The 24,860-nt window shown below is 70.3% G+C and carries 27 protein-coding genes; 14 read left to right on the forward strand and 13 right to left on the reverse strand.

Annotated elements, in window-relative coordinates:
* Nucleotides 1-8: 8 nt before the first annotated feature.
* The 5 genes from AB0I04_RS14395 to AB0I04_RS14415 all read right to left on the reverse strand — a co-directional run bounded on the left by AB0I04_RS14395 (nt 9) and on the right by AB0I04_RS14415 (nt 2,976).
* Nucleotides 9-173, reverse strand: a complete 165-nt coding sequence (locus AB0I04_RS14395) for a hypothetical protein (protein ID WP_360883725.1) — start codon at nt 171-173, stop codon at nt 9-11.
* A 20-nt stretch (nt 174-193) separates the two neighbouring features.
* Nucleotides 194-490 carry a hypothetical protein gene (locus AB0I04_RS14400; RefSeq protein ID WP_360883728.1) on the reverse strand — a complete coding sequence of 99 codons (297 nt, stop codon included), beginning with the start codon at nt 488-490 and terminating at the stop codon, nt 194-196.
* Nucleotides 491-566: 76 nt separating this feature from the next.
* Complete coding sequence (locus AB0I04_RS14405; protein WP_360883731.1) at nt 567-1,784, reverse strand: helix-turn-helix transcriptional regulator; 1,218 nt, start codon at nt 1,782-1,784, stop codon at nt 567-569.
* A gap of 20 nt (nt 1,785-1,804) precedes the next feature.
* Nucleotides 1,805-2,332: a flavoprotein gene (locus tag AB0I04_RS14410; RefSeq protein ID WP_360883734.1), complete on the reverse strand. Its 528-nt coding sequence runs from the start codon at nt 2,330-2,332 to the stop codon at nt 1,805-1,807.
* Between the two features lie 149 nt (nt 2,333-2,481).
* Nucleotides 2,482-2,976, reverse strand: coding sequence for an Lrp/AsnC family transcriptional regulator (locus tag AB0I04_RS14415; protein ID WP_360883737.1), 495 nt, complete (start codon nt 2,974-2,976; stop codon nt 2,482-2,484).
* Between the two features lie 34 nt (nt 2,977-3,010).
* Between AB0I04_RS14415 and AB0I04_RS14420 the strand changes: the two genes are divergently transcribed.
* Nucleotides 3,011-3,883, forward strand: coding sequence for an EamA family transporter (locus tag AB0I04_RS14420; RefSeq protein WP_360883740.1), 873 nt, complete (start codon nt 3,011-3,013; stop codon nt 3,881-3,883).
* Between the two features lie 188 nt (nt 3,884-4,071).
* A complete protein-coding gene (locus AB0I04_RS14425; RefSeq protein ID WP_360883743.1) occupies nt 4,072-5,310 on the forward strand; it encodes a cytochrome P450 in 1,239 nt (412 codons plus the stop codon).
* Between the two features lie 28 nt (nt 5,311-5,338).
* Here AB0I04_RS14425 and AB0I04_RS14430 read toward each other — a convergent pair whose 3' ends face one another.
* Nucleotides 5,339-6,202: a hypothetical protein gene (locus tag AB0I04_RS14430; protein ID WP_360883745.1), complete on the reverse strand. Its 864-nt coding sequence runs from the start codon at nt 6,200-6,202 to the stop codon at nt 5,339-5,341.
* Between the two features lie 131 nt (nt 6,203-6,333).
* A complete protein-coding gene (locus AB0I04_RS14435) occupies nt 6,334-7,248 on the reverse strand; it encodes an NmrA family NAD(P)-binding protein (protein WP_360883748.1) in 915 nt (304 codons plus the stop codon).
* Nucleotides 7,249-7,327: 79 nt separating this feature from the next.
* Between AB0I04_RS14435 and AB0I04_RS14440 the strand changes: the two genes are divergently transcribed.
* A complete protein-coding gene (locus AB0I04_RS14440; RefSeq protein WP_360883751.1) occupies nt 7,328-7,738 on the forward strand; it encodes a helix-turn-helix domain-containing protein in 411 nt (136 codons plus the stop codon).
* Between the two features lie 69 nt (nt 7,739-7,807).
* Here AB0I04_RS14440 and AB0I04_RS14445 read toward each other — a convergent pair whose 3' ends face one another.
* Nucleotides 7,808-8,710, reverse strand: a complete 903-nt coding sequence (locus AB0I04_RS14445) for an acyl-CoA desaturase (RefSeq protein WP_360883900.1) — start codon at nt 8,708-8,710, stop codon at nt 7,808-7,810.
* Between the two features lie 244 nt (nt 8,711-8,954).
* Nucleotides 8,955-9,386: an organic hydroperoxide resistance protein gene (locus AB0I04_RS14450; RefSeq protein ID WP_360883754.1), complete on the reverse strand. Its 432-nt coding sequence runs from the start codon at nt 9,384-9,386 to the stop codon at nt 8,955-8,957.
* A 130-nt stretch (nt 9,387-9,516) separates the two neighbouring features.
* On the opposite strand from AB0I04_RS14450, the gene AB0I04_RS14455 reads away from it, so the two are divergent.
* Nucleotides 9,517-10,239: a winged helix-turn-helix transcriptional regulator gene (locus AB0I04_RS14455; RefSeq protein ID WP_360883757.1), complete on the forward strand. Its 723-nt coding sequence runs from the start codon at nt 9,517-9,519 to the stop codon at nt 10,237-10,239.
* Between the two features lie 71 nt (nt 10,240-10,310).
* Here AB0I04_RS14455 and AB0I04_RS14460 read toward each other — a convergent pair whose 3' ends face one another.
* On the reverse strand, nt 10,311-11,150 hold the full coding sequence (locus AB0I04_RS14460) for an NAD(P)H-binding protein (RefSeq protein WP_360883760.1): 840 nt from the start codon (nt 11,148-11,150) through the stop codon (nt 10,311-10,313).
* Between the two features lie 91 nt (nt 11,151-11,241).
* On the opposite strand from AB0I04_RS14460, the gene AB0I04_RS14465 reads away from it, so the two are divergent.
* On the forward strand, nt 11,242-11,616 hold the full coding sequence (locus AB0I04_RS14465) for a helix-turn-helix domain-containing protein (RefSeq protein ID WP_360883762.1): 375 nt from the start codon (nt 11,242-11,244) through the stop codon (nt 11,614-11,616).
* A gap of 21 nt (nt 11,617-11,637) precedes the next feature.
* Here AB0I04_RS14465 and AB0I04_RS14470 read toward each other — a convergent pair whose 3' ends face one another.
* Nucleotides 11,638-12,039: an NUDIX domain-containing protein gene (locus AB0I04_RS14470; RefSeq protein WP_360883766.1), complete on the reverse strand. Its 402-nt coding sequence runs from the start codon at nt 12,037-12,039 to the stop codon at nt 11,638-11,640.
* A gap of 172 nt (nt 12,040-12,211) precedes the next feature.
* Here AB0I04_RS14470 and AB0I04_RS14475 point away from each other — a divergent pair, with 172 nt between their 5' ends.
* From AB0I04_RS14475 to manA, 7 genes are all read left to right on the forward strand, one after another.
* Nucleotides 12,212-13,225 (forward strand): LacI family DNA-binding transcriptional regulator, encoded by a 1,014-nt coding sequence (locus AB0I04_RS14475; protein WP_360883769.1) that lies wholly within the window; start codon nt 12,212-12,214, stop codon nt 13,223-13,225.
* Between the two features lie 142 nt (nt 13,226-13,367).
* A complete protein-coding gene (locus AB0I04_RS14480; protein ID WP_360883772.1) occupies nt 13,368-14,681 on the forward strand; it encodes an extracellular solute-binding protein in 1,314 nt (437 codons plus the stop codon).
* A gap of 49 nt (nt 14,682-14,730) precedes the next feature.
* On the forward strand, nt 14,731-15,702 hold the full coding sequence (locus AB0I04_RS14485) for a sugar ABC transporter permease (RefSeq protein WP_360883775.1): 972 nt from the start codon (nt 14,731-14,733) through the stop codon (nt 15,700-15,702).
* Nucleotides 15,695-16,537, forward strand: coding sequence for a carbohydrate ABC transporter permease (locus AB0I04_RS14490; RefSeq protein WP_360883778.1), 843 nt, complete (start codon nt 15,695-15,697; stop codon nt 16,535-16,537). Before AB0I04_RS14485 ends, AB0I04_RS14490 begins: the two co-directional genes overlap by 8 nt.
* A 16-nt stretch (nt 16,538-16,553) precedes the next feature.
* Nucleotides 16,554-18,446 (forward strand): cellulase family glycosylhydrolase, encoded by a 1,893-nt coding sequence (locus AB0I04_RS14495; protein WP_360883781.1) that lies wholly within the window; start codon nt 16,554-16,556, stop codon nt 18,444-18,446.
* Nucleotides 18,443-19,399, forward strand: a complete 957-nt coding sequence (locus tag AB0I04_RS14500; protein ID WP_360883783.1) for an ROK family protein — start codon at nt 18,443-18,445, stop codon at nt 19,397-19,399. The genes AB0I04_RS14495 and AB0I04_RS14500 overlap by 4 nt, the downstream gene beginning before the upstream one ends.
* A 3-nt stretch (nt 19,400-19,402) precedes the next feature.
* Nucleotides 19,403-20,515: a mannose-6-phosphate isomerase, class I gene (gene manA / locus AB0I04_RS14505; protein WP_360883786.1), complete on the forward strand. Its 1,113-nt coding sequence runs from the start codon at nt 19,403-19,405 to the stop codon at nt 20,513-20,515.
* A 42-nt stretch (nt 20,516-20,557) separates the two neighbouring features.
* Here the strand turns inward: manA and AB0I04_RS14510 are convergent, their stop codons facing one another.
* Both AB0I04_RS14510 and AB0I04_RS14515 read right to left on the reverse strand, forming a co-directional pair.
* Nucleotides 20,558-20,782, reverse strand: coding sequence for a hypothetical protein (locus AB0I04_RS14510; protein ID WP_360883788.1), 225 nt, complete (start codon nt 20,780-20,782; stop codon nt 20,558-20,560).
* 686 nt (nt 20,783-21,468) lie between these two features.
* Entirely contained in the window at nt 21,469-21,963 is a 495-nt protein-coding gene (locus AB0I04_RS14515) for a DUF6624 domain-containing protein (RefSeq protein ID WP_360883791.1), read from the reverse strand.
* 188 nt (nt 21,964-22,151) lie between these two features.
* Between AB0I04_RS14515 and AB0I04_RS14520 the strand changes: the two genes are divergently transcribed.
* Nucleotides 22,152-23,612: a DHA2 family efflux MFS transporter permease subunit gene (locus AB0I04_RS14520; protein WP_360883794.1), complete on the forward strand. Its 1,461-nt coding sequence runs from the start codon at nt 22,152-22,154 to the stop codon at nt 23,610-23,612.
* Nucleotides 23,613-23,782: 170 nt separating this feature from the next.
* Complete coding sequence (locus tag AB0I04_RS14525; protein WP_360883796.1) at nt 23,783-24,760, forward strand: hypothetical protein; 978 nt, start codon at nt 23,783-23,785, stop codon at nt 24,758-24,760.
* Nucleotides 24,761-24,860 lie beyond the last annotated feature (100 nt).

A 24,860-nucleotide genomic window follows, 5' to 3' on the forward strand; every position in this document is an offset into this window, starting at 1 on the left:
GTGGTCCCTCACGCGTCGCCGGTCGCCGGTCCGTCGAGCTGGTTCACAATTTCGCGGGCCTGCGCCGGGTACTTCTTGATCAGGACGCTGAGTTGGGAGACCTCAGCGATCTGTGAGAAGCCTTGCCAGCTCAGGCGGTTGAGCAGGTCGCGGAACTCTTCGACCGAGCGCATGAGTTCCTCCGGCGACGCCATCAGCACTTGGAGTCGGCCGACGGGGTGACGACGTGCTTGATCCGGGTAACCGCCGTGTCGATCTCGGCGGCCGGGCAGATCCGTTCGTCCCAGCTCCAGTAGAACGAGAGGACCTCGTTCTCGTCGGGCCGGATCTTGATGATCTCGGCGAGGTGGGGGTTCGCGTTCGGGACCCACGCCCTGATGCGCGTGGGGCCGAGGACTTCGGCGCTCAAGCCCGCCTCCCGGCAGGCTTTTTCTAGGCGTTCGGCGATGACGTGGACCTCTTCGGGGGTCTCCTGCCATTGGACTGTCATGTCCTTGAGGGTCCCGCCGCTGGACCCGACCGGCCCGCAACGCAGTGAGGGCAAAGGAGCCGCACTCTAGTGCGGGTCAGACGACGCCAGCGCGGCGCGCGAGTCCTCTCAACTCGGGTGTGCTGACGCGGTGTTCGCGCCGGATGAGTTCGGTAAGCAGCGCGTTCGTGCGTGGGTCATAGCGGATGAGCTCCGGTGAGATCTGCTCGGCCTTGAGCAGGGTATGTACCGCGGCTGCCTCCTTGCGCTGCTGACCAAAGGCGCGCGCGAGGTCGAGCAGCACTTGAGCCCGCCGCCCACGAAGACCAGGCCCCAACCGCCGGACATCCAGCGATTCCCCACGTGAGAGAGCGAGTTTGGCGTCTCCGAACGCGACGGCAGCCGACACCTCGTGAATGACCACGTTGGTAGGGCCGAACGCGGACCAGAAGTCGTTACGGTCGTTCCCAACCCGTTCCGCAAGCTTTCGAGCCGTCCCAAGATGCCGGTCAGTGTTTGCTCTATCGAAGCGCGCCGCCGCTGCCGTAGCCGCCGCCAGATACAGGCCCCCGCGCACAGACAGCGCCGGAGGTTTGGCACGTCGAGTCGAAGCCGCAAGAGCGTCGGCGGCACCGAGCACGACGCGCTCCGCTTGTGCCGCACGCTTGAGCCCGATCAGGACGTAGCCGAGCCGGTAGGCGCTCACGGCTGCCAGGAGTGGACGCTCCGCCGACTCTGCCGCCGCAAGGGAGCGATCCGCCGCCGCCCAGGCGAGTTCCGGCTCACCGACGCGACTGAGTGTCATGGTGGCCGAGTGGTAGACGAGCGCCCGCAGCGTATCGGCCGTCCGGCGCTCTGGAGCAGAGCAGGAAAGACGTGACTCCTCTACCGCGTCGATCAAGCCCGGTAGCAGTTGCCCGGCATCGTCGTAGCGGGCCGCCTGGTACAGGCTGTTGGCACGGCGTACCTCATGACTCAGCCACCGCAGGCTCGGCCGACGACTGGCCTTCACCCGTGAGTTGATCACTCCGGGCAGCGCTCCGTATCGCGTCATGGCGTCGCGGATGCCCGCGACCCGCTCGTACTTCACTGTCTCCGTACCCGTCTCGCTTGACGTGAGCTGGCTGATCTCCGCGCCGAGGATCTCAGCGAGTTGGACGAGCACCGAGTGACTGTCGATCGATCGGAGACCCCGCTCCACCTGGCTCAGCCAACTCTCAGAGCGCCCGACCAGTTGTGCCAGCACCGCCTGGCTCAATCCCCGCCGCCGTCTTTGGCGGGCGATGCGACGACCGATCTCGGCGCGAGCGTCCACGCTGTGCCTTTCGCCAGGGGCTACGGTGCCCGAAGTGCGGCAAGCTCTGTGAGGATCTGCTCCCAGGGTGGCATACGGGCATCCGGTGGCGCAGAGGGATCGAACAACACTCGCACGCCCATCGAGCGCAGCGCGTCGAGATTAGGACCGAATGCCACATGCCGGGCGAGCGCCTCCTTAAGCAGCGGCACAGCCACAATCGGGACACCGAAACCGGTCAGTTCACACAGCAGGCCGACGGCGAACGTGTCCGTGATGCCGGTCGCCCACTTGTTGATCGTGTTGAAGGTCGCCGGAGCGACGATCGCCGCATCAGCGGCGGGCAATGCGTTCGGTTCGTCCGGCATGCGGTACTCGCTTCGTACTGGCTCGCCGGTCAGTTCGGCGAGCCGGTCAGCGTCGATGAAGCGTCGCCCCATCGGCGAGGCGATCACGCATATCCGCCATCCCGCACTTTGGGCGAGCCGGACCAGGGCATCGACGTCAGCAGCGGCGGGAGCGGCGCAGACGACGACATAGAGGACCCGCTGTCGAGGATCACCAGCCACGATGCAGACCCTAGCTGGCTGCCTTCCGTGCGATGCTGCGGGTGGTGGCGATGTTCTTCGAGGAGGCGGCCCGGCTGGAGGCGCCGTACCGTCCGCACCGGGTCATCGGACACTCCTGAGGCGGCGCCGCTGGGCCGATGCCGCTTCGGTCAAGGGCCGATGCCGTCCGTCGGGAGTGGCCGGCGGGGGACGGTCGCCGCGTGGATCAGTGACGTGGTGGTGCGGCCGTACGGTGCGAAACGGTCGAGGATCGGCTCGAGCCGGTCGACGGACCGCAGGTGCGCGATGAAGAAGAAGCAGTCGTCGCCGGTGATCCGGTAGCACTCCACGATCTCGGGGATCTCCTCGGCGATCTTGGCGATGCGGGGGAGCTCGCGGACGGCCGGGTTGATGCGGACCAGCACGGTCACCGGGAAGCCGAGGGCCTGCGGATCGACCTCGGCCCGATAGCCGGTGATCACGCCGGTGTCCTCGAGCCGCCGTATCCGGTCGGCGACCGCGGGCGCCGACAGGCCGACCCGGCGGCCCAGCTCGGCGACGCTCAGCCGCGCGTCGACCTGCAACTCGGCCAGGATCCGAAGGTCGATGTCATCGAGATCCTTGGCTTCGTAGGCCCGCCCGGGCCGTGGCCTGCGGTTCGCCATGCCGCCAGCGTACGAGCCGAACGACGATACGGCCATGCGTACGGATTCGCGGCCCGAGGCCGTCACCCGCCGCCGGGCCGCCGTCCCGGCGTGGTCGTACTTCGCCGGGAGCGCGGTCTTCCACTATCTAGGCCCGTCGTTCGCCGTCCTGCTGTTCGCGCGGGTGGCGCCGCTCGGCGTCGCGGGGTTGCGGATCTGGAGTGCGGCGATCCTCTTCGCCGCGTGGCGTCGCCCCTGGCGCCTGCTCACCGGGCCGGACGCCGCCGGACGTCACCTGCTCGTGGGGTGGGGGCTCGTGCTGGCGCTCATGAACTGCTGCTTCTACCTGGCGATCTCCCGGCTGCCGCTCGGTACCGTCGCGGCGATCGAGTACCTCCCGGTCATCGCGCTGGCCGCGCTCGGCGCCCGTACGCCGCGGAACCTGGCCGCCCTCGTCGCGGCGGTCGGCGGCGTGTACGTGCTCACCGACGTGCGCCTGACCGGGCAGCCGCTGGGGTTCGTCTTCGCGTTCGCCAACGCCGGGCTGTTCGCGGCGTACATCATGATCGCCCATCGGGCGGCGCGGCGGTCCGCCAGCGGCGTCGACGGGCTCGCGGCGGCCATGCTCGTCGCGGCCGTGCTCGTCGTCCCGCTCGGAGCGTGGCAGTCCGCCCCGGCGTTCACCGATCTCGTCGCGCTGGGCGCGGGGATCGGCGTCGGGATCAGTTCCTCGGTCATCCCGTACGTATGTGATCAGCTGGCCATGGCGCGGATGGCCCGCTCGACGTACGCGCTGCTGGTCGCGCTGCTCCCCGCGACCGCCACCGTCATCGGCGTCGTCGTCCTCCGCCAGATCCCGTCCCCGGCCGAGATCGCCGGCGTCGGCCTGGTCATCGCGGGCGTCGCCCTCCACCGCGAACCCCGCTGACTCCGGGGGAACGCTCGGCGAAGGCCACCGCCGGCTGGGAGGAACGCCTGAAAACTGGCGCGCTCGCCGACTCTTCCGTATCTCCGGCGCTATTGGCGGCCGGTCGCCGCGTGGTTAGGGTGGCGATGATCAACTCGCCAGTAGCGCCAAGGCCGTACGAGTTCCCGACGCATGCCTGGAGACCTCCGGTGGAAATCACCCCGCAAGACGGCCCCATCGTCATCGATCCGGCCGGCCGCGACATCCACGGCGAGGCCGCCCGAATGCGCGCGCGTGGGCCCGCGGCGAAAGTCGAGCTCCCGGGCGGTGTCGAGGCGTGGGCGGTGAACGACTCCTCCCTGCTCAAGCTGCTGCTCACCGACTCCCGCGTCTCCAAGGATCCGCGCCGGCACTGGCCCACGTGGATCAATGGCGAGATCTCCCCGGAATCGCCGCTGTTCGTCTGGCTGGTCGTGAACAACATGCTCACCAGCTACGGCGAGGACCATCGGCGGCTGCGCCGGCTCATCTCCAGCGCCTTCACCACGCGCCGGACCGCCGCGATGCGCCCCCGCATCGAGAAGATCGTGACCGAGCTCCTCGACGGCTTCGAGGCCGCCGAGCCCGGCCTTCCGGTGGACCTGCGCGAGGAGTACGCCTACCCGCTGCCCATCGCGGTGATCTGCGAGCTGTTCGGTATCGACGACGAGGCCGCGCAAGATGAGATGCGCCGCTGCGTCAGCGCCTTCTTCAACACCGACGCGGAGCCCGGCGAGGCCACCGCCGCCTATTCGCGCATGCAGGAACTGCTGGGCGCCCTCATCGCCGAAAAGCGGAAGAACCCCGGAGACGACCTGTCCTCCGCCCTGATCGCCGCTCGCGACGACGACTCCCGGCTGTCCGAGGAGGAACTCATCGGCACCCTGCTGCTGTTCATCGGCGCGGGGCACGAGACCACCGTCAACCTCCTCGACAACGCCATCTACGCCCTGCTCACCCGCCCCGACCAGCTCGCGCTGGTTCGTGCCGGACGCGTCGGCTGGGACGACGTGGTCGAGGAGACGCTGCGCGCCGAATCCCCCATCGCCAACCTCCCCCTGCGCTTCGCCGTCGAGGACATCACCCTCGACGACGGCGTCACCCTCCGCAAGGGCGACGCGATCCTCGCGTGCTACGCCGCCGCCAGCCGCGACCCGCGCGTGCACGGCGACGACGCGGACCGCTTCGACGTCACCCGCGCCGACAAGGAGCACATCGCCTTCGGCTACGGCGTCCACCACTGTCTCGGCGCACCGCTGGCCCGCCTGGAGGCCACCATCGCGCTGCCCGCGCTCTTCGACCGCTACCCCGACCTGACCCTCGCCGCCGAACCCGGCGAACTCCGGCCGCTCGCCTCCTTCATCTCCAACGGCCACCGCTCCCTCCCCGTACACCTCACGGCAGGGTGATCGACCAACGCCGGGGAGCGAACGGTCCTCACTGACGGTGGAAGTGCACCGGGTGTTCGGGGTCGGCGGAACAGGCGAAGAGCCCCCCAGGGCCAACGTCGATCATCATCCCGGTCGGCGTGGTGGCGTGCTCGTACTCCGGCGTGCCGTAGACCAGGTCACGGTCCTCGATCGCACACCACCGGCCATCGCCCTCACCGTTGTCGAGTTGCAGGAGTAGCGTGGCCGGCGCACCGCAGGCGACGCATGTCAGGTTGCTCGGCGCCGATCCGTGGATCACCGTTCCGCCGATCTTGAAGCCGGGGGCGGTCGACAGCTCTTCGTACACGTCCTCGTCCTGGTTCCATGCCAGTACGCGGGCCCTGAGGTCGTCGGGGAGTTCCCAGAGCCAGGGGTACTCGATCAGACGCTCCGGATGCAGGACGCACGGGCGCGGGATGTACGTCTCGTAGAACCCCGGAAGCTCGCCCTCCAGGTCCGGGACGGGCGGTTCCTCGAGTATCTCGGTCACCTCGGAGGCTCGCCGCCAGACCACCCGGCAGGGGGCATGCTCGGGGCAGCAGTGGTAGCCGACACACCACAGGATCTGGAGCAGATCCGTCCCCTCGGGGAAGGTGATCTCGGGAAAGTCCGCGGCGGTCAGCTGGGCCAGGGCGATCATCGGAGATCCCGGATCCTCTCCCGGGTACTGATCGCAGTCGGGGGCCTCGCAGTGCGGCCACGGCTCCGAGGCCGGCCACGCCAGAGGGCCTCCGATGTGGCCGTCCCGAGGGCCGGGACTGCCGGGCCGGGGGTGCAGCCGTACGGTGGTGGACGCGTAGGCGGCCAGTCCCGGGATGAACTGAGCGATATCCAGCGTGGGTGCTTCGGTGGTGCGGGTCACGGGGATCATTGTCATCCACCTCCGGGCACGCGGATCCGGCGAGGTCACCGCGCCGGCTGCGGGTGCGGGCGATCCGGTCGGCGGGACGAAGCCGACGAGGGAGCGTCCCCGATCGGCTTCATCGCCGAGGCGTCGCGTGCTCAGCGTGGAGACGCGGCCGGTACGGAGGAGGAGGACGCGAAGCCGCCCGCACGGATCGCGTCGGCGATCAGGCCGAGCGGCGGGCGAGGCGCGGTCGGCAGCAGCGCCGGCAGATCGCCGTCCCGCTGCTCGAGGAAGCCGGCGGTGATGTTCGAGAAGATCGAGATCGTGTGGCCGATCTGGTACGGCTCCAGGCCGAGGGCGGTGAGCGCGGCGCGTACGTCGGACAGCGCCGCCTGTTCGTACCGGATCTGGCGGCCGAGCGCCGTGGAGAGGGCCGCCGCGATGTCCGCGCCGCCGACTGCGGCCACCCCCTCGAGCTCATAGGCGCGACCCGCGTGCCGGCTGCGGCGACCGGCGTGGACGTCCGCGTACGCCTCCGCGGCGACCCGCGCGGCGACGTCGGCCAGGTCCTCCCGCGCCCCGACGGCGACCCTGCCGTCGCCCAGGGGCGCGCTGAAGACTCCCGTGGCGGCGGCGCTCTCCGCGGCCATCAGCGCCAGTCCGACGGGCATCTCCGCGTACAGTCCGTTGCGCAGGACGGTGACGTCGAACGGGGCGCCGGCGAGCCGGTCCTCGGTCCACCGGTGCGGCACCGCGATGGTGAGCCGATCACCCGAGCCGGCCAGGCTCGTGTAGATCACATGCCGGATGCCGGCCTCGGCGGCCGCCTCGACGACCGTGCCGTGCCGGGCGAGGACCACGTCGTCCTCGGCGTACCCGGCCGAGACGAACACCAGCACGGTCACACCCGCGAACCCGTCGGCCAGCGAGCCCGGATCGTCGAAGTCGATGCGCCGGGCACCGCCGCTCGCGGTACGGGTGCCCGCCACCACGTCGACGTCGGGAAGTGCGGCGAGCCGGTCGTGGACCAGGCCGCCGAGCGCGCCGGACGTTCCGGTCACGAGAATCATGAGACCCCCAAGGTGGTTGTTGCCGAATGATCGGCCCCAGCATCGTGACCACCTGCCGGGAGCGTAAGGAGGCATTCTCATGTCCGTAGGGCACACCGCGGTAACCCCCCAGGCCGGCGGCGCGCAGTCCGCAGGTCCCTGTGGCGACGACGATTGTGGCATCCGTGAGGTGCTCGACCGGATCGGCGACAAGTGGACCGTGCTCGTCATCGTGGAGCTGTCGAAGGGGGTCCGGCGCTTCCGGGAGTTGCAGCGGGCGATCCCCGGCATCTCCCAGCGGATGCTGACCCTGACGACGCGCCGGCTCTGCCGGGACGGCCTAGTCGAGAGGACCGTGTACGCCACCATCCCGCCGCAGGTCGACTACCGGCTGACCGCCCTGGGCCAGAGCCTCGCAACGATGGTCTCCGGCCTGGCGGACTGGTCCCGCGAGCACAAGGAAGCGATCGGCGAAGCGCGGCGGCGCTGGGACGCCGGACACGCCGAGTAGGCCACCGGACAGCGGTGCGAGGTTCCCGCGGCGTCATCCGGCAGCGGAGGCCTTCCCATGGCCTCCGGGCTACCGGTGCGGTGCGGCGGAGAGGCGGGCCAGGCGGTGCTCCTTCGGCCAGCGGACGTCGTACACCCAGCCGAGTTTCTCGAACACCCAGATGAGCCGCGCCGACACGTCGATCTGGCCACGCCGTACACCGTGCCGGGCGCAGGTCGGATCGGCATGGTGCAGGTTGTGCCAGGACTCGCCCATGCTGAGGATCGCCAGTGGCCAGACGTTGGCGGACCTGTCGCGCGAGGCGAAGGGCCGATCGCCGATCATGTGACAGATCGAGTTGATCGACCATGTCACGTGATGCAGGAGGGCCATCCGGACCAGGCCCGCCCAGAAGAACGCGGTGAGCGCTCCCCACCAGGACCACGTGATGAGGCCGCCGAGCACCGCGGGCAGGCCGAGCGTGACCGCCGTACACGCCCCGAACAGGCGGTGCACCACGCGCATGTCACGATCGGCGAGCAGGTCGGGCACGAACCGGCGCTGGTTGCTGAGGTCGCGCTCGAAGAGCCAGCCGAGGTGAGCATGCCAGAAGCCACGGGCGATCGCGGCCGGTGAGTCGCCGAACAGCCACGGAGAGTGGGGATCACCATCTCGGTCGGAGAACGCGTGATGGCGCCGGTGGTCGGCGACCCAGTGCATGACCGGGCCCTGTACGGCCAGACTGCCGGCGAGCGCCAGCACTATCCGCATGACGCGTTTGGCCTTGAAGGAGCCATGCGTCAGGTAGCGGTGGTAACCGACCGTCACGCCGAGACACGTGATCACGTACCAGATCGTCATGAGCAGGATGTCCACCCAGCTCAGACCCCAGCCCCACACCACGAGGGCCGCGAGGGCCAGCGCGAGAAGCGGGACGATCACGAAGATGTACACCGACAGGTGTGCGGCGAGCGCACGTCGGCCGGTGATCATGGGCGCGGGCCCGCGTTCCGGCCCGGGCAGAGATCGGCCGGTGAGGCTGGTCGACACGGCACGTCACCTCGGTTCTGACGTGGATGCGAGTTCTCGGCATCCCGTTCAGCTGAAAGGCCGAGACGAGGTGCCTCGCCCCAAGGTTGTTCCTACCCGGCTACGCGCAAACCACCATCCGCCGAACCACTGGACGAGATGCCATGAACACTGTCGACCCTGGGTCGCCGGCCGATCCTGCTGTTCCTCAGAGACGTGCGCCGTTCGCCGTGAGAACGACGTCGATGTTGCCGCGCGTGGCGCTGGAGTAGGGGCACACCTGGTGGGCGGCACGTACGAGGTCGGCGGCGCGCCGGGCGTCGTCGATCGAGGGCAGTGTGACGTTCAGTTCGGCGCCGAGCCTGAACGTGCCGTTCTCGTTCGGGATGAGCGCCACCGTCGCGTCGATCACCGCGTCGTCGGCCGGTAGCTTCTCGCGCTTGCCGAGCATGCTCAGGACGGCCCCGAAACACGCCGCGTATCCCACGGCGAACAGCTGCTCAGGGTTGGTTCCCGCACCGTCGCCGCCCAACTCCTTGGGAAGCCGCAGGTCCACGTCCAGGAGGCCGTCCGTCGTCCGCCCGTGCCCCTGGCGACCGCCGGTGACGCGTGCCTCGGCCGTGTAAAGCGCCTCGCTCATGTTCTCCTCCTCATGTTTCCAAAAATAGAAGCTACTACTTCAAAAATCGGAAGTAAAGATCTTGGTGCGTACCGAGCGGAGGAGCTATCGATGGTTCGAAAATCGGAAGTGCGGACATTATGGTGGTGAAGTGGACCAGCGATCGTACAACCAGTACTGCGCGACCGCGCGCACCCTCGACATCGTCGGCGAGCGCTGGACGCTGCTGCTGATCCGTGAGCTGCTGACCGGTCCCAAGCGGTTCGGCGACCTGCAGAACAGCCTGCGCGGTCTCGGCACCGGACTGCTCTCGGCCCGGCTGAAGCACCTCGAACGCGAGGGTCTCGCCCAGAAGGTCACGCTGCCTCCCCCGGCCCGTACCCCTGCCTACGCGCTCACCGAGGCGGGCGAGGAACTCGAGTCGGCTGTGCTCGCCCTCGCGCAGTGGGGTATGAAGTGGGCGATGGGGGAGCGCCGCGAGGGTGAGACCTTCCACATGGGCTGGACCGTGCTCGGCCTGCGCGCCTATTTCGTCCCCGAGGCCGCCGCCGGCCTCCACGCCACGTACGAGTTCCGGGTCGGGGACGAGGTCTTCCACGCCGACGTCGACGACAGCGCGATCGCGACCCTGCACGGGCCCGCTCAGCGGCCCGACGCCGTCATCGAGGCCGACGAAGACCTCTTCGCCGACATCGCCTCGGGCCGTACGGACCTGGCCGCCGGGCTCCAGGACGGCCGCGCCGTCGCCTCCGGTGACCCTGATCTCCTGCGAAGCCTGGGAGACCTGTTCGTACGGCCCCCGGCCCAGGATCGCCCCGGCTCGCCGGCAGCGCATTCGAAGGCCGTTTCCCGGCCCTCAGAGCGACCGGCATAGAGATCACTTGAGGCGTCGAGTGCTGGGCCGGGTGCCCCACCGGTGGCGGGCGCGTGCTCGGCTGATCAGTCTCAGCGGAACGCGGCGATATTGCGGGCGGCCCAGTCGGCGAACGGGCGCGGGGCGTGGCCGAGGACCCGCTGGACGTCCGGGCTGACGCGCAGCTCGGCCGGGCTCGGGGAACCGAGGATGTCCAGGGTGTCCTCGGCGAGCTCCGCCGGCATGCTCTGGGCCATGGCGGCTTTGGCCTCGTCGCGGGTGAGGTCTTGGAACCGCACTGGCGAGCCCAGCGCGGCGGCGATGGCCTCCGCCTGCCGGCGCGGCGTGATCACCTCTGGGCCGGTCAGCTCGTACACGCCGCCGGTGTGCCGGTCATCCAGCAGGCAGGCCGCCGCGACCTCGGCGATGTCCGCCGGGTCGATGATCGGCACCCCGACGTCGCCGAAGGGCGCGGCGACGACCCGCCGCGCGCGGATGGACTCGGCCCACCACAGGGCGTTGGAGGCGAAGCCGCCCGGCCGCAGGATGGCCCACTCCAGGCCGGACTCCCGCAGCACGTCCTCCACCGCGCGCATCGCGATCCGCGTTGGGCCGAAGGGCCTGGTCGCCACGCCCTGCGAGGAGAGCAGGACGACCCGGCGGACCCCGCTGACCGCGGCTTCGCCGATGATGTCGGCCGGGCCGGCTCCGGCGGCGTGCATATCGCCGGACAGCAGCAGGAACAGCGCCTTCGCCCCGGCCAGTGCGGGCCTGAGGCCGGCCGGCTCGGCCAGGTCGGCCACCACGTGGCGGACGCCGTCCGGCACCGCCGCCGCGTGTCGTGACACCGCCGTCACCTGCCGGCCCGCCTCGGCCAGCGCCCGCGTCAACGGCCGGCCCACATTCCCGGTAGCCCCGGTCACCACGATCATGATCAGCTCCTTGTCCGATGTCCTCTGTGGCCTTCACGCTAGGAGCCGGGCTAACTTTTGGTAAGGACGTACCTTGAGGTAAGCTCATCACGTGACGGGAGGCTCGCAGCGCATACAGGCCGAGGCGGGGCAGCGGTATGACGTGTTTCACACCGACTGCCCAGCGCGCGATGTGGTCGACCACGTGACCAGCAGGTGGGGCGTCTGGGTGTTGATCTCCCTGCGGCGGAGCAACGGCCTCCGGTTCTACGAGCTGCGCGAGAGCATCCAGGGCATCAGCGAGAAGATGCTCGCTCAGACCCTGCGCGCGCTGGTCCAGGACGGCCTGGTCTGGCGGGAGGTCGAGCCGACGACGCCGCCCCAGGTCACCTACGGGCTGACCGAGTTCGGTCGGGACGTCGGCGAGCCGCTGACGGACCTGTTCGACCGGATTACACGGCGGCTGTCGCTGCGTGACGCGGGATAGCGTGGTCGGAGGCCGGCACGGTCAGCCAGTGGCGGGGAGGGCGCCCCAGGAGGCGAGGGTCTCGATCAGGCCGGTGGTCGTCGGGAGGGCGGTCAGCTCTTCGGCGTCGACCCAGCGGGCCGCGCGGGCGTCGTCGCCGGCGCGCAGGACGCCGCCGGTCACCGTCGCGGCGTAGTCGCGGATGTCGTACGTCACCCCGCCCGGGCCCGTGCGGTCCACCGAGCCGATCAGTGGTCCGGGCTCGACCTGTAGGCCGGTCTCCTCGGCGACCTCGCGGACGACCGCGACGGCGTCGGTCTCGCCGGGCTCGACCCGGCCGCCCGGCAGCGACCACATTTCCTCATCCGGCGGGTGGCCGCGCTGGATCACCAGCAGCCGCCCGTCGGCGTCATGGACGATCGCTCCGACGCACCGCACACGCATGCACCCCAGGGTGCCACGATGCGGGCCGGAAGAGATCCGGAAGGACGGTCCGCGCTCGACCGGATGCCATCGGCGATTGCAAGTTAATCCGTCGCAGAAATGATGTCAACGGCCTTTCCCGATACAGTCGCAGGCAGGTACAAAACCGGTTTATCAAATCGGGGGAGGCGGGATGAAGCGTCCGACGATCGCCGACATCGCGCGCCGGGCGGGCGTCACCAAGAGCACCGTCTCGTTCGCGCTGAACGACCGGCCGGGGGTGTCCGCCGCGACCCGCGACCGCATCCTCGACATCGCCCGGGAGATGGGGTGGCAGCCGAGCCGCGTGGCCCGCGCGCTGTCCGGCGGCCGGGCGGGCGTGCTGGGGCTGGTCGTGGACCGCCCCGCGCGGACGCTGGGGATCGAGCCGTTCTTCATGCAGCTGATCTCCGGGATCGAGGGCGAGCTCGCCGCGCGCGACGTCGCGCTCCTGCTCCAGATGGCCGAAGACGGCCAGACGCAGGTCGCGGCCTACCGCCGCTGGTGGGCCGAGCGCCGGGTGGACGGGGTGTTCCTGGTCGACCTGCGGGTGGACGACGAGCGGGTCGCGCTGCTGGCCGAGCTGGGGCTGCCCGCGATCGTGATCGGCGGCCCGGACGGGCTCGGCGGGCTGCCCGGGGTGTGGAACGACGAGGCCGAGGCCGTGCGCTCCGTCGTGGAGTACCTCGCGGCCCTCGGCCACCGGCGGATCGCCCGCGTGGCCGGGCCGCCGGAGCTTCGGCACACGACCGCGCGCGGCGCGGCGTTCGAGGCGGCGGCCGGCGCGCTGGGCCTGACGACGACCTCGGTGTCCACGGACTACACGGGTGAGGAGGGGGCGCGCGCGACGCGGCGGCTGCTCGCAGCGCCGGAGCCGCCGACCGCCGTCGTCTACGACAACGACGTGATGGCCCTGGCGGGGCTGGGGGTCGCCGGGGAGATGGGCGTGCCGGTTCCGGGGCGGCTGTCCATCGTCGCCTGGGACGACTCGGTGCTCTGCCGGCTGGTCCACCCGCCGCTGACCGCGGTCGGCGTCGACATCGCCTCCTACGGTGCGGAGGTGGCGCGCCGCCTGCTCGACCTGGTCGCCGGGGATCCCGTCGAGAGCGGCCGCCACGCCGCGCCCGTGCTGACGCCGCGGGGGAGTACGGGGCCCGCCCCGTCATGAGAAACGCCCGGGACGGTTGACGCTAAACCGGTTTAGTGATCGTATCGAGGCGACGGATTTCCAGCGGTTGTTCGGAGAGACGCCCACGGCCGGTCCGCGCTCGACCGGGGTGCCTCCATGACGGCTGATGGGAGTTCACCAAGTGAAGGCACGCCGAATCACGGCGCTCGTCACGGGCGCGATCATGGTCATGGCCACAGGCGGCTGCGGAGGCGGCGGCGGGGACAAGTCGTCCCCGAAGACGCTGACCTACTGGGCCAGCAACCAGGGACGCTCCATCCAGCAGGATCAGCAGGTGCTCGGCCCGGAGCTGAAGAAGTTCGAGCAGCGCACCGGCATCAAGGTGAAGCTCGAGGTGATCGGCTGGCCCGACCTGCTCAACCGGATCCTCGCCGCGACCTCCAGCGGCAAGGGCCCCGACGTGCTCAACATCGGAAACACCTGGTCCGCCTCGCTCCAGGCGACCGGGGCGTTCCAGTCCTTCGACGACGCGACCCTCGCCAAGGTCGGCGGCCGGGGACGCTTCATCCCCTCCACGCTCACCTCGACGGGCGCGGCCGGGAAGCCTCCGGGGTTCGTGCCGCTGTACGGACTGGCGTACGGGCTGTTCTACAACAAGAAGCTGTTCGCGCAGGCGGGCCTGAAGAACCCGCCCCGGACCTGGCAGGAGCTCGTCGCCGACGCCAAGAGGCTCACCGACCCGGCGAAGAAGCGGTACGGCGTCGGCATGCTCGGCGCGAGCTACACCGAGGGCGCGCACTTCGCGTTCATGTTCGGCGCGCAGAACGGCGCGCGGCTCTTCCAGGGCGGGCAGCCCGGCTTCGACTCCCCGGCGATGGTGGCCGGCGTCCGCCAGTACCTCGACCTGCTCGGCACCGACAAGGTCGTCGACCCCGCCGACGCGGAGTACGTCAACGACGACCAGATCCTCAAGGACTTCGCGGCCGGGAAGTTCGGCATGATGATGATCCAGAGCTACGCGACCGCCGGTGTCCGCGAGAACGGCATGAAGGACGACGAGTACGGCGTCGAGCAGATCCCGCTGCCCGACCCGCTGCCGGCCGGTGGCCGCCGCGTCGCCAGCCACGTCGCCGGCATCAACATCGGCGTGTTCAAGAACTCCGGGAACAAGGACGGCGCCCTCAAACTCGTCGACTTCCTCACGAGCCCCGAGGAGCAGAAGATCCTCAACGCGGCCTGGGGCAGCCTGCCGGTGGTCCCGCAGGCGTACGACGACCCGAAGTTCCAGACGCCCGCGATCCAGACGTTCCGCAAGGTCCTCGCCGAGGCCGCCGAGACCCTGCCGATGATCCCGCAGGAGGCGCAGTTCGAGACCCTCGTCGGCAACACCGTCAAGGGGCTGATCGCCGACGCCGCCGCTGGCCGCCCGGTGGACGACGCCACCGTCAAGGCCCGCCTCGCCGACGCCGACAAGAAGATGCAGGCCGGCGGATGAGCGTGCCGAAGCGTCCGGAGGCGCCCCGCAGGCCGAGCGGGGAGCACTGGTGATCGGGACGACCAAGGCGCCCGGGAGCGCGCCGGCGCGGGCCTCCGGGCGTCCGCGGCCCCGGCGGCGTCTCCGGCTCGCGAAGTCGCTGCCGTACCTTCTGCTGCTGCCCGCCCTCGTCGCCGAGCTGGCCGTCCACATCGTCCCGATGCTGGTCGGGGCGTGGATGAGCCTGCTGCACCTGACCCAGTTCTTCATCCGTAACTGGACGCAGGCGCCGTACGGCGGGCTGGCCAACTACCGGATCGCGGTGAACGCGCACGGGCCCGTCGGCAAGGACCTGCTGCACTCCTTCCTGATCACTCTCGCGATCACCGCGGTCGTCGTCTCCTGCTGCTGGCTGTTCGGCCTGACCGCGGCCGTGCTGCTGCAGCGGCCGTTCGCGGGCCGCGCGGCGCTGCGGACGCTGTTCCTCGTGCCGTACGCGCTGCCGGTGTTCACCGCGGTCATCACCTGGCGGTTCATGTTCCAGCGCGACACCGGCCTGGTGAACGCCCTGCTGTCCGACGAGCTGCGGCTGGCACACGGCCATCCGTTCTGGCTGCTGGGCGACCGGAGCTTCGCCGCCGTGGTGGTCATCCTGGTCTGGCGGCTGTGGCCGTTCGCGTTCCTCACGATCACCGCCGGGCTGCAGAGCATCCCCGCGGACCTGTACGAGGCGGCGGCCATCGACGGCGCCGGGTCGCTGCGCCTCCTCACACGGGTGACGCTGCCGCTGCTGCGGCCGGTCAACCGGGTGCTGCTGCTGGTGCTGTTCCTGTGGACGTTCAACGACTTCACCACTGCCTACACCCTGTTCGACCAGCCGCCCGCGGCCGCCGACATGATCTCCATCCACATCTACAACGCGTCCTTCATCACCTGGAACTTCGGGCTGGGCTCGGCGATGTCCGTGCTGCTCCTGGCGTTCCTGATGGTCGTCACGCTCGGGTACCTCGGAATCGGACGGGTGAGGGAGCGTCATGCGTGAGTCTCGTACGCTGCGGTGGGCGCGGCCGGTCGTCCTCGGCCTGCTCGCGCTGTTCACCGTGATTCCGCTGTACGTCATGGCGGTCTCGTCGATCAAACCGCTGAAGGACGTGCAGGGGCGGTTCACCTGGCTGCCGACGCACGTGACGTTCCGGCCGTTCGTCGACATGTGGCGCACGGTGCCGCTCGGCCGCTACTTCGTGAACAGCCTGGTCGTCTCCGTCTCCGCCACCCTCTGCTCGATGGTGATCGCGATCCTGGCCGGCTACGCCGTCAGCCGGTACCGGTTCGCCGGGCGCGGCACGTTCATGACGGCGGTCCTGTCGACCCAGATGTTCCCCGGCATCCTGTTCCTGCTGCCGCTGTTCCTGATCTTCGTCAACGTCGAGCGGTACACCGGCATCCGCCTGTACGGGAGCCGGACCGGCCTGACCATCACCTACCTCACGTTCGCCCTGCCGTTCTCGATCTGGCTCATCGCGGGGTACTTCGACACGATCCCGCGCGAGCTGGACGAGGCGGCACGCGTGGACGGCGCCGGCCCGATGCGCACGCTCTTCCGCGTCGTGCTGCCGGTGGCCGCACCGGGCGTCGTCGCCGTCGCGATCTACGCGTTCATGACGGCGTGGGGCGAGGTGTTGTTCGCCTCCGTGCTCACCGACGACGACACGCGGACGCTCGCCGTCGGCCTGCGCGGGTACGCCACCCAGGCGAACGTCTACTGGAACCAGGTGATGGCCGCCTCCCTGGTCATCAGCCTGCCGGTGGTGGTCGGCTTCCTTGCCCTGCAGCGCTTCCTCGTCCACGGGCTCACCGCGGGCGCGGTCAAGTCCTGATCTGAAAGGCTCCTCAATGCGACGCGACTCTCGCAAGCTGCCCGGACCGGCGTGGCTGGGCGCGAACTTCTGGTCCCGGACCGGCGGCCCGCTGATGTGGCGCTCGTACGACCCCCGGGTCGTCCGGCACGAACTCCACGTGCTGGCCGAGCACGGGCTGAACGTCACCCGGTCGTTCTTCTACTGGCCCGACTTCATGCCGGAGCCGGACCGGATCGACGAGACCCTCGCGGAGCGGTACGCCGACTTCCTGGAGGCGCACGCCGAGCGAGGGATGCGGACGATCCCGACGTTCATCGTCGGCCACATGTCGGGGGAGAACTGGGACCCGGCGTGGCGGCAGGGCCGCGACCTGTACGCGGACGTGTGGCTGGTGGCCCGGCAGACGTGGTTCGCCGAGGAGATGACGCGGCGGTTCACCGGCCACCCGGCGATCGCCGGGTGGCTGATCACCAACGAGATGCCGATCTACGGCGGGACCGCCCCGGAAGAGCGGGTGACGAGCTGGGCCCAGCTCATGGTGCAGGCGGTCCACGCGGCCGGGGCGAAGGAGCCGGTGTCCATCGGGGACGGTGCCTGGGGCGTCGAGGTCACCGGTGTCGACAACGGCTTCTCGGTCCGCGCGCTCGCCGCGCTCACCGACTTCTTCGGGCCGCACGTCTACCGCATGGAGGACGACCTGGTCCGCCAGCACTACGGGGCGGCGTTCGTGTGCGAGCTGGCGGGGACGTTCGGGCGGCCGGTGGTGCTGGAGGAGTTCGGCTGCTCGTCCGACTTCGTCGCCGACGACAACGCAGCGCACTACTACCGGCAGGTCCTCTACAACAGCCTGCTCGCGGGGGCGACCGGCTGGGTCGCGTGGAACAACACCGACTTCGACCTGGTCGACCAGCCGCCGTACAGCCACCATCCGTTCGAGCTGCACTTCGGCCTGACAACCGTCGACGGCACACCGAAGCCGGTGTTGCGGGAGATGCGCGACTTCGCCCGTACGCTCGCCGAGATCGACCTGGCGGGCTGCGAGCGGGCCGAGACCGACACGGCGCTGGTCGTGCCCGAGGTGCTCGAGGGCGGATTCCCGTTCACCGTGCCGGAGGACCGCACGTACGTCTTCGCCACGCTCCGGCAGGCGTACGTCGCCGCCCGCGCCGCCGACCTGGCGCCGGGTGTGACCCGGGAGTCCGACGGCATCGCCGGCGACGCCCGCCTGTACCTCGTCCCCTCGGCCAAGCAGCTGACCGCCCCCGGCTGGCACCGGCTGGAGGACCTAGCCCGCCGCGGCGCGGTCGTGTACGTGTCGTACAGCGCGGGGCCGCACGGCGGGCAGCGCGGGCCGTGGTACTCCCACATGAACGCGATGTTCGGCGTCGAGCACCGGCTGACGTACGGGCTCGTCGACCCGATCGAGGACGACGTCGTCGAGTTCACCCTCACCGCCGACCTGGGCACCCTGGAGAAGGGGACCACCCTGGCGTTCCGCGCCGGCGGCACCGCGCACAGCCGCGCGTACCTGCCGGTGCGGCCCACGACTGCCGAGGTCGTCGCCGTCGACGGCCACGGCCGGCCCGCCCTCCTGCGGCAACGCTGCGGCGACGGGTGGACCGTCCTGTGCACCTATCCGCTGGAGCACATGGCGGCCGTCACCCCCCGCGTGAACCCCGAGCCGACCTACCGGATCTACGACGCGCTCGCGGCGCTGGCCGGGGCGCGGCGGCCGGTGCGGGTCGCGGATCCGCGCGTGTCCGCCGACGTCCTGGTGCGCGCGGACGGGGCCCGGTTCGCCGTTCTCGTCAGCCAGGCGGACGCCGAACTCGCCGTCCGGCCGCTCGTCGCCGAAAACGGACATGCCGGGGGTGAAGAGATCGTGCTCGGGCCTTATGGTGTGCAAGTGCTGGAGCTTCGAACGTGACCGGCGTAGTACCCGAGACGGCCCCGGCGACGGGCCGGTCGCCCGGGCACGCCGTCCTCGCCATTGACATCGGCGGCACCAAGCTCGCCGCGGCCCTCGTCGACCAAGACGGCCGGCTGCGCGGGCGCACCACCCGGCCCACCCCGCCCGGCGACGCCGAGGCGATCTGGACGGCGCTGGCCGCCGCGGTCACCGAGGCGATGGGCGAGGAGACCGTCATCGGAGCGGGGATGGGCTGCGCCGGGCCGCTCGACACCGTCGCCGGCACCGCCAGCCCGGTGAACATCCCCTCCTGGCGGGGCTTCCCCGTACGGGACCGGCTCGCCGCCCTGCTCGGCGGCCCGCCCGTGACGCTGGTCAACGACGCCGTGGCGGGCGCCGTCGCGGAGTACCGCCACGGCGCCGGACGCGGCAGCCGCGCCATGCTCGGGATGGTGGTCTCGACCGGCGTCGGCGGCGGGCTGATTCTCGACGGGAAGGTGTACGCCGGGCCGACCGGCAACGCCGGGCACATCGGGCATACCACGGTCGACCTGAACGGTGAGCGGTGCCCGTGCGGGTCGCGTGGCTGCGTCGAGACGTTCACCTCCGGCACCTCCATGGTCCGCTGGGCGCGCGCCAACGGCTGGACGCACCCGGCGCCCGACGGCGCCGCGCTCGCGGCCGACGCGCGCGCCGGCCATCAGGTGGCCCTGGCGGCGTTCGACCGCGCGGGCCGGGGCCTGGCGGCCGGGATCGCGTCGGCCGCCGCCCTCTGCGACCTCGACCGTGTCGTCATCGGCGGGGGCGTGTCCCGGTCCTGGGACGTCCTCGAGCCACCCTTGGTCCGCGCCATGGGGGACTACGCGGGCCTCGCCTTCGTCCGGCGTGTCACAGTGGTCCCATCGGAACTGGGCGCGGAGGCCGGTCTTCTCGGCGCCGCCGCCCTCGCCCACGACCCGGAGCTCGTCTGACCCATGGAACGTCTGCAGAACCCCGTCCAGGAGTACGCCTGGGGATCGCACACCGTGCTCGCCGACCTCCTCGGCCTGCCGTCGCCCACCGAGCGGCCGCAGGCGGAGCTGTGGATCGGCGCGCACCCCGCCGCCCCGTCGCGGCTGCCCGGCGGCCCGTCGCTGGACGAGCACATCGCCGCCGACCCGGAGGCGACCCTCGGGCCCGCCGCCGTCGCGCGGTTCGGACCGCGGCTGCCGTTCCTGCTGAAGGTCCTCGCGATCGCCGCGCCCCTGTCCCTGCAGGTCCACCCCGACCGGGAGCAGGCCGAGCGCGGATTCGCCGCGGAACGGACCCCGCTCGGCGACCCCGCGCGCAACTACAAGGACGACTGGCCCAAGCCCGAACTCCTGTGCGCGCTGACCGACGTGCACGCCCTGTGCGGCCTGCGCGACCCGGGCGACAGCGCCGAACTCCTGGCGAAGGTCCCGGCGCTGCGCCCGGTCGCGGACCTCCTGACCGCGGGCGACCTGCGCGCTGCGGTGAAGACGCTGCTCACCTGGCCGTCACCGGACGACGTCGTGCCGGAGGCCGTCGCCGTCGCCGGGGAGCCGTACGCCTCGCTGGCCGAGCGCTACCCGGGCGACATGGGCGTCATCCTGGCGATGCTGATGAACGAGGTACGGCTCGCCCCCGGCCAGGCCATGTACGTCCCGCCACGCGTGCCGCACGCCTACCTCGCCGGCACGGCCGTGGAGCTGATGGCCGGCTCCGACAACGTCCTGCGGGCCGGGCTGACGCCCAAGCACGTCGACGTGCCCGAACTGCTGCACCTTGCCTCCTTCGAACCCGGACGCCCGGACGTGCTCGACCCCGTCCGCCACGGCGAAGAGGAGGTCTACCTCACCCCGGCGCCGGAGTTCCGGCTGTCCCGCGTGGACGTCGCGGACGACGCGGTGCTGCCCGCCGGCGGCCCGCAGCTGCTGCTGTGCACGGACGGCCGGGTGGAACTGCGCCGCGACGGCCGGACGACCGGGCTGAGCCGGGGCGAGGCCGCGTTCGCCGAGCACCGGGGTGGCCCGATCGAGGCGACCGGCGCGGGCGTCCTGTTCCGCGCGACCCTCCCGGAGAGCTGAGCGAGCGACCACGGCTTCGCCGCGGTCACCATCCGCCAGTGATCAGGCGACGGCCGCACCCACCGGGTCATCCGTCCGGTGGTGATCGTGGTCGTCGCGACGCCACACGAACGACTCTCCCGAGGCATCGACTTCGATCCACAGTCTCCGGTCGGCCACGTCGACGCGCGCCGACAAAGCCGGGCGCGCGTCGCTGATTCCGACGCGTATTCCCCGCCCGGCCAGCTCCCGGCACAGTTCGACCAGTGCACCGAGACTGTGATCCATATTGGACCCGGTCATTTCTCACCCCAAACGAGTTCGCCTGCGCTTTGCGTCGCAAGCCACGCATGCTCGTCGTGTCGATCCGATTACGATCAGTCAACAGGCTGCGGTTCTCGTGTCGGGAGACGACAATGCGGGGCAGAGCAAGGCACGAAAGCCGTGCCCCTGGCTGCTCGCGAGGTGTACGCGAACGATGGTCGGCGTTCGAAGCGTTTGGGCATCCCGTATTCGCGCAGAACGCAAGACGCACGATTGGGATAAACCGGAAATGGCGCGGCGGCTCGCTCACGCCGCTGGAGACGCCCGGGGCAGTCTCCCGGACCATGAAACGTTGCTCGGGTACGTCAAACGGTGGGAGCGCGCAGCCGTCGGCATCTCCGAGCGATACCGCATGCTGTACGCCCGTGCCGTTGGTATCGCTGAGGAGGATCTCTTCAGCGTTGAGGAGGTGACGCTGCGGTCTCCATGGAGCGGCCTGGACGCTGAGGTGAACGGCAGCATCACACCTGACGACGAGGAGCGGTTGAGTCTCGCGGTGGCTCGTCCGTCGCGTCTTGACTCGGGGGTGCTTGGCCGAAGACGCGGGCGAGCCGCCGCCGGTGTACTGGTACACCGAAGCCTTCTTCCACCTGAATATAGGAACGGCGCTCGCTGGCATCGGCGAATACCGAGACGCGGTGGCGATGCTTTCAGAAGGCCTGGAGGGCGTACCGGCCGAGCAGCGCAACGCCACGTGGATGCGGGAGTACGAGGACGCGCTCGCCGAAGCGGAAGATCGGGCATGCTGCCCGTGGCCCCGCGGGCCCTCCCACGCGTGGGCCGCCTCTGCTCGCGACCGCGTCGGCCATCAGGCGGAGCGCGCGCCGCTGCAGGTCGAGCCGCCGGTCGGCGTGCTGGGCGATCAGCCACGCGCGGCGCGCCCCCTCCGCACCGACCAGCGTGGTCGTCGGCCAGCCGTGCTCGTCCAGGATCTGGCCGAGGCGGTCGGCGTTCCGCGTGGTCACCCGGCGGTACGCCAGCTGCGCGCCGACGTCCTTCGCCCAGCTCTGGTACGCCTCGCCGCCGGCGCTCGCGCCCTGCTGCAGGCGCCGGTCCTCGTCCGTCATGGCGACGAGCTCCGCGGCGAGCGCCGCGTCCACCGGTGTGGCGCCCGTCTCCTCAGCGGTCGTGCCGTCCTGCCCCATGCTCACGCTCCTTGAACGGTCTCCGGGCACAAACGCTAGGGCCGCCCGGAGGGCGCGAAGATCATCCTGAGGGACGGTGACAGGCGGTATCGCCGACGACGATAATAGATCTTGCGGTGCGGCGATGAGTTCTCTCGCCGGCGGCGGTCTGTATGGGGTGACGTGCTCAATACCCCGAAGGATCCCCCATGTACGACACCGTCGAATCGACCGAACCCGAGCTGATCGCACCGGCGGTGAGCGACCGTGCCCGATGGCTCGCGCTCGTCGTGTTGTGCGGCGGCATGCTGCTGATCGTCATCGACGCCACGGTGGTGAACGTCGCGCTGCCCGCCATCCAACGTGACCTCGGCTTCTCCTCTTCCGGCCTCGCCTGGGTGGTCAACGCCTACCTGATCGCCTTCGGCGGGCTGCTGCTGCTCGCCGGGCGGCTGGGCGACCTGGTCTCCCGCCGGGGCGTCTTCATCACCGGCCTCGTGGTCTTCACGGCCGCCTCGCTCGCCTGCGGGCTCGCGCAGGGACCGGCGGTGCTGATCGCGGCGCGGTTCGTCCAGGGCGTCGGCGGTGCGATGACCTCGTCCGTGATCCTCGGGATGATCGTCACGCTGTTCCCCGAGCCCCGGGAGCAGGCGAAGGCCATCGGCGTCTACAGCTTCGTCGCGTCCGCCGGCGGCTCGGCCGGGCTGCTCGCCGGCGGGATGCTGACGCAGGCGCTGAACTGGCACTGGATCTTCTTCATCAACCTGCCGGTCGGCGTGGCGACGCTCGTGATGTCCCTGCGGGTGCTCGACCGGGACAAGGGCCTCGGGTTCGGGGCGGGTACGGACGTCCTCGGCGCGATCCTCATCACCGCCGCGCTGATGCTCGGCGTCTACACCATCGTCGATCCGGCCGCGGCCCAGGGCTGGACCGCCCCGCGTACGCTCGAACTCGCCGCCGTCACGCTCGTGTTGCTGACCGCCTTCGTCGTACGGGAGGCGACGGCGCGCAGCCCGCTCGTGCCGCTGCGGATCTTCCGCTCGCGGAACGTCACCGGCGCCAACATGGTCCAGGCGCTGGCCGTCTCCGGGATGTTCGGCATGTTCTTCCTCGGAGTGCTCTATCTCCAGCGGGTGCTCGGCTACGACGCGCTGCGGACCGGGCTCGCCTTCCTGCCCACGACCGTCGTGATGGCCACCGTCTCGCTGCGCTTCGCCGAACGCCTCATCATGGCGTTCAGCGTCCGGGTGACGCTGCTCAGCGGGCTGACGCTGGCCGCCGTGGGTCTCATGCTGTTCGCCCGCGCGCCCGTGGACGGCGCCTTCCTGACCGACGTCCTGCCCGCGGTGGTCCTCATCGGCACCGGCGTCGGCGTCGCGTTCCCCGCGCTGGCGGCGCTGGCCATGTCGGACGCCACCCCGAGCGACGCGGGCCTCGCCTCCGGCCTCATCAACACGACCACGCAGGTGGGAGCGGCCGTCGGGCTGGCGGTCCTGGCGACCCTCTCGGCCGCGCACGGCCGTACGCTCGCGGGCCATGGCGCGTCCGCCGTCACCGCCGCGGCCGGCGGCTACCGCCTCGGCTTCATGGTCGCGGCAGGCCTCGTCGCCGTCGCCGTCCTGATCGCCGTCACGGTCCCGCACCGTACGGCCCGGCCGTCTTCGGACTGAGTCGAACATCCTCTAACGGTCCACCGAAACCAGCCTGCCGACAGCAAATAAAGCCGTGAACTGCGCCCACTGGATAAGTAGCCATAATTGACCGAAATATCGACGGTGTCATCCGACATAGTGGCCACTTAAGGCTGGAACGTCCACACCTGGTCAGGGCCTTCAATATTTTGGGATATGCCGCATACGATCCAGCTCCGACGCGAGATCACATCCTGACGCTGAACGCCGGGAAGTCGTTCCCGTACACGGTGTATTCGACCTCGATCGCGACGGACTCCTCCGGCGTGCAGGTCGGAGTCAGCGATCCCGATAAGGCGCGGCGGCTGGCGCGCCGGTCCAACGGGCCGGCCTCCGAGCAAGCGCTGAGCGCGACGACGCCGAACGTGCCGATCACCTTCACGAAGGGCGCTTTGGTCGAGGGTGCCGCCTGGCGCGACGTCAAGTGGCATGACACGACGCCTTTCATCGGCGGTGACGTCATCACCGACGGTAACGAATACTGCAGCGCCGGACTGCCGGCGATCCGCAACTCCGACGGGGCGACCGTTATGGTCACCGCGGATCACTGCTTCAAGAACGGCGCACAGGTCTACACCGGAAACGGAACCCCTGGGGCGCTCACTGGAAGCACTGGAAACTGGGTCGGCCAGCGGACCAGCGCCACCCAGGAATTCGACGCGGAAATCCTCGTGGGGACCAACAACAATGCCGATGAGAGCGACACCGACGGATGGAAGCCGCTGACTCGCTACGCCTACTCCTATAACGGAGACTACGTCTGCCAGGACGGGGGCGCGTCGTTCTTCGACTACCACAACGCGGGCACGAGCCCCACGCCGTGCAACATCAAGGTCGCGAACGAGGACGTCACCTGGAAGATGAACGACGCCTACGGCACTGAGCACGACACCAGAGGCGTCAAGGGGCAGAACACCTCGTCGTCGAACAGCAAGTACGCGGTCTGCCAGGGAGACAGCGGTGGGACTGTCTTCACCGCTGTCAACTCGGATTGGTCGGCGAGCGCCCGTGAAGCCCGCGGAATCGTCTCCGCCCAGGACGGTGCGCCGTGCAGCACTAACATTTACTGGACCGAGGCCACCGACATCTTCAATCGTCTCGGCCTGCACCTGAACCCGACCACCTGACATCACGCGGAAGGCGACTGGCGCCACCTGCCGGGGCGGCGGGTGACCAGTACTGGTCCCCGGCGGTCGCTGCGACTACATTCGCAGTGACCACCGGGGA

It is taken from the genome of Actinoallomurus sp. NPDC050550, assembly GCF_040655075.1.
Lineage (GTDB): Bacteria > Actinomycetota > Actinomycetes > Streptosporangiales > Streptosporangiaceae > Actinoallomurus.

Excerpts from the sequence above, each read along its gene's own strand:
- AB0I04_RS14440 (WP_360883751.1), top strand. The coding sequence starts at position 7,328 with ATGTCCGTAGGGCACACCGCGGTAACCCCCCAGGCCGGCGGCGCGCAG.
- AB0I04_RS14515 (WP_360883791.1), bottom strand. The coding sequence starts at position 21,963 with ATGGGGCAGGACGGCACGACCGCTGAGGAGACGGGCGCCACACCGGTG.
- AB0I04_RS14400 (WP_360883728.1), bottom strand. The coding sequence starts at position 490 with ATGACAGTCCAATGGCAGGAGACCCCCGAAGAGGTCCACGTCATCGCC.
- AB0I04_RS14475 (WP_360883769.1), top strand. The coding sequence starts at position 12,212 with ATGAAGCGTCCGACGATCGCCGACATCGCGCGCCGGGCGGGCGTCACC.
- AB0I04_RS14470 (WP_360883766.1), bottom strand. The coding sequence starts at position 12,039 with ATGCGTGTGCGGTGCGTCGGAGCGATCGTCCATGACGCCGACGGGCGG.
- AB0I04_RS14520 (WP_360883794.1), top strand. The coding sequence starts at position 22,152 with ATGTACGACACCGTCGAATCGACCGAACCCGAGCTGATCGCACCGGCG.
- AB0I04_RS14435 (WP_360883748.1), bottom strand. The coding sequence starts at position 7,248 with ATGATTCTCGTGACCGGAACGTCCGGCGCGCTCGGCGGCCTGGTCCAC.
- AB0I04_RS14450 (WP_360883754.1), bottom strand. The coding sequence starts at position 9,386 with ATGAGCGAGGCGCTTTACACGGCCGAGGCACGCGTCACCGGCGGTCGC.
- AB0I04_RS14420 (WP_360883740.1), top strand. The coding sequence starts at position 3,011 with ATGCGTACGGATTCGCGGCCCGAGGCCGTCACCCGCCGCCGGGCCGCC.
- AB0I04_RS14490 (WP_360883778.1), top strand. The coding sequence starts at position 15,695 with ATGCGTGAGTCTCGTACGCTGCGGTGGGCGCGGCCGGTCGTCCTCGGC.
- AB0I04_RS14460 (WP_360883760.1), bottom strand. The coding sequence starts at position 11,150 with ATGATCGTGGTGACCGGGGCTACCGGGAATGTGGGCCGGCCGTTGACG.
- AB0I04_RS14445 (WP_360883900.1), bottom strand. The coding sequence starts at position 8,710 with ATGATCACCGGCCGACGTGCGCTCGCCGCACACCTGTCGGTGTACATC.
- AB0I04_RS14510 (WP_360883788.1), bottom strand. The coding sequence starts at position 20,782 with ATGGATCACAGTCTCGGTGCACTGGTCGAACTGTGCCGGGAGCTGGCC.
- AB0I04_RS14430 (WP_360883745.1), bottom strand. The coding sequence starts at position 6,202 with ATGATCCCCGTGACCCGCACCACCGAAGCACCCACGCTGGATATCGCT.
- manA (WP_360883786.1), top strand. The coding sequence starts at position 19,403 with ATGGAACGTCTGCAGAACCCCGTCCAGGAGTACGCCTGGGGATCGCAC.
- AB0I04_RS14395 (WP_360883725.1), bottom strand. The coding sequence starts at position 173 with ATGCGCTCGGTCGAAGAGTTCCGCGACCTGCTCAACCGCCTGAGCTGG.
- AB0I04_RS14415 (WP_360883737.1), bottom strand. The coding sequence starts at position 2,976 with ATGGCGAACCGCAGGCCACGGCCCGGGCGGGCCTACGAAGCCAAGGAT.
- AB0I04_RS14495 (WP_360883781.1), top strand. The coding sequence starts at position 16,554 with ATGCGACGCGACTCTCGCAAGCTGCCCGGACCGGCGTGGCTGGGCGCG.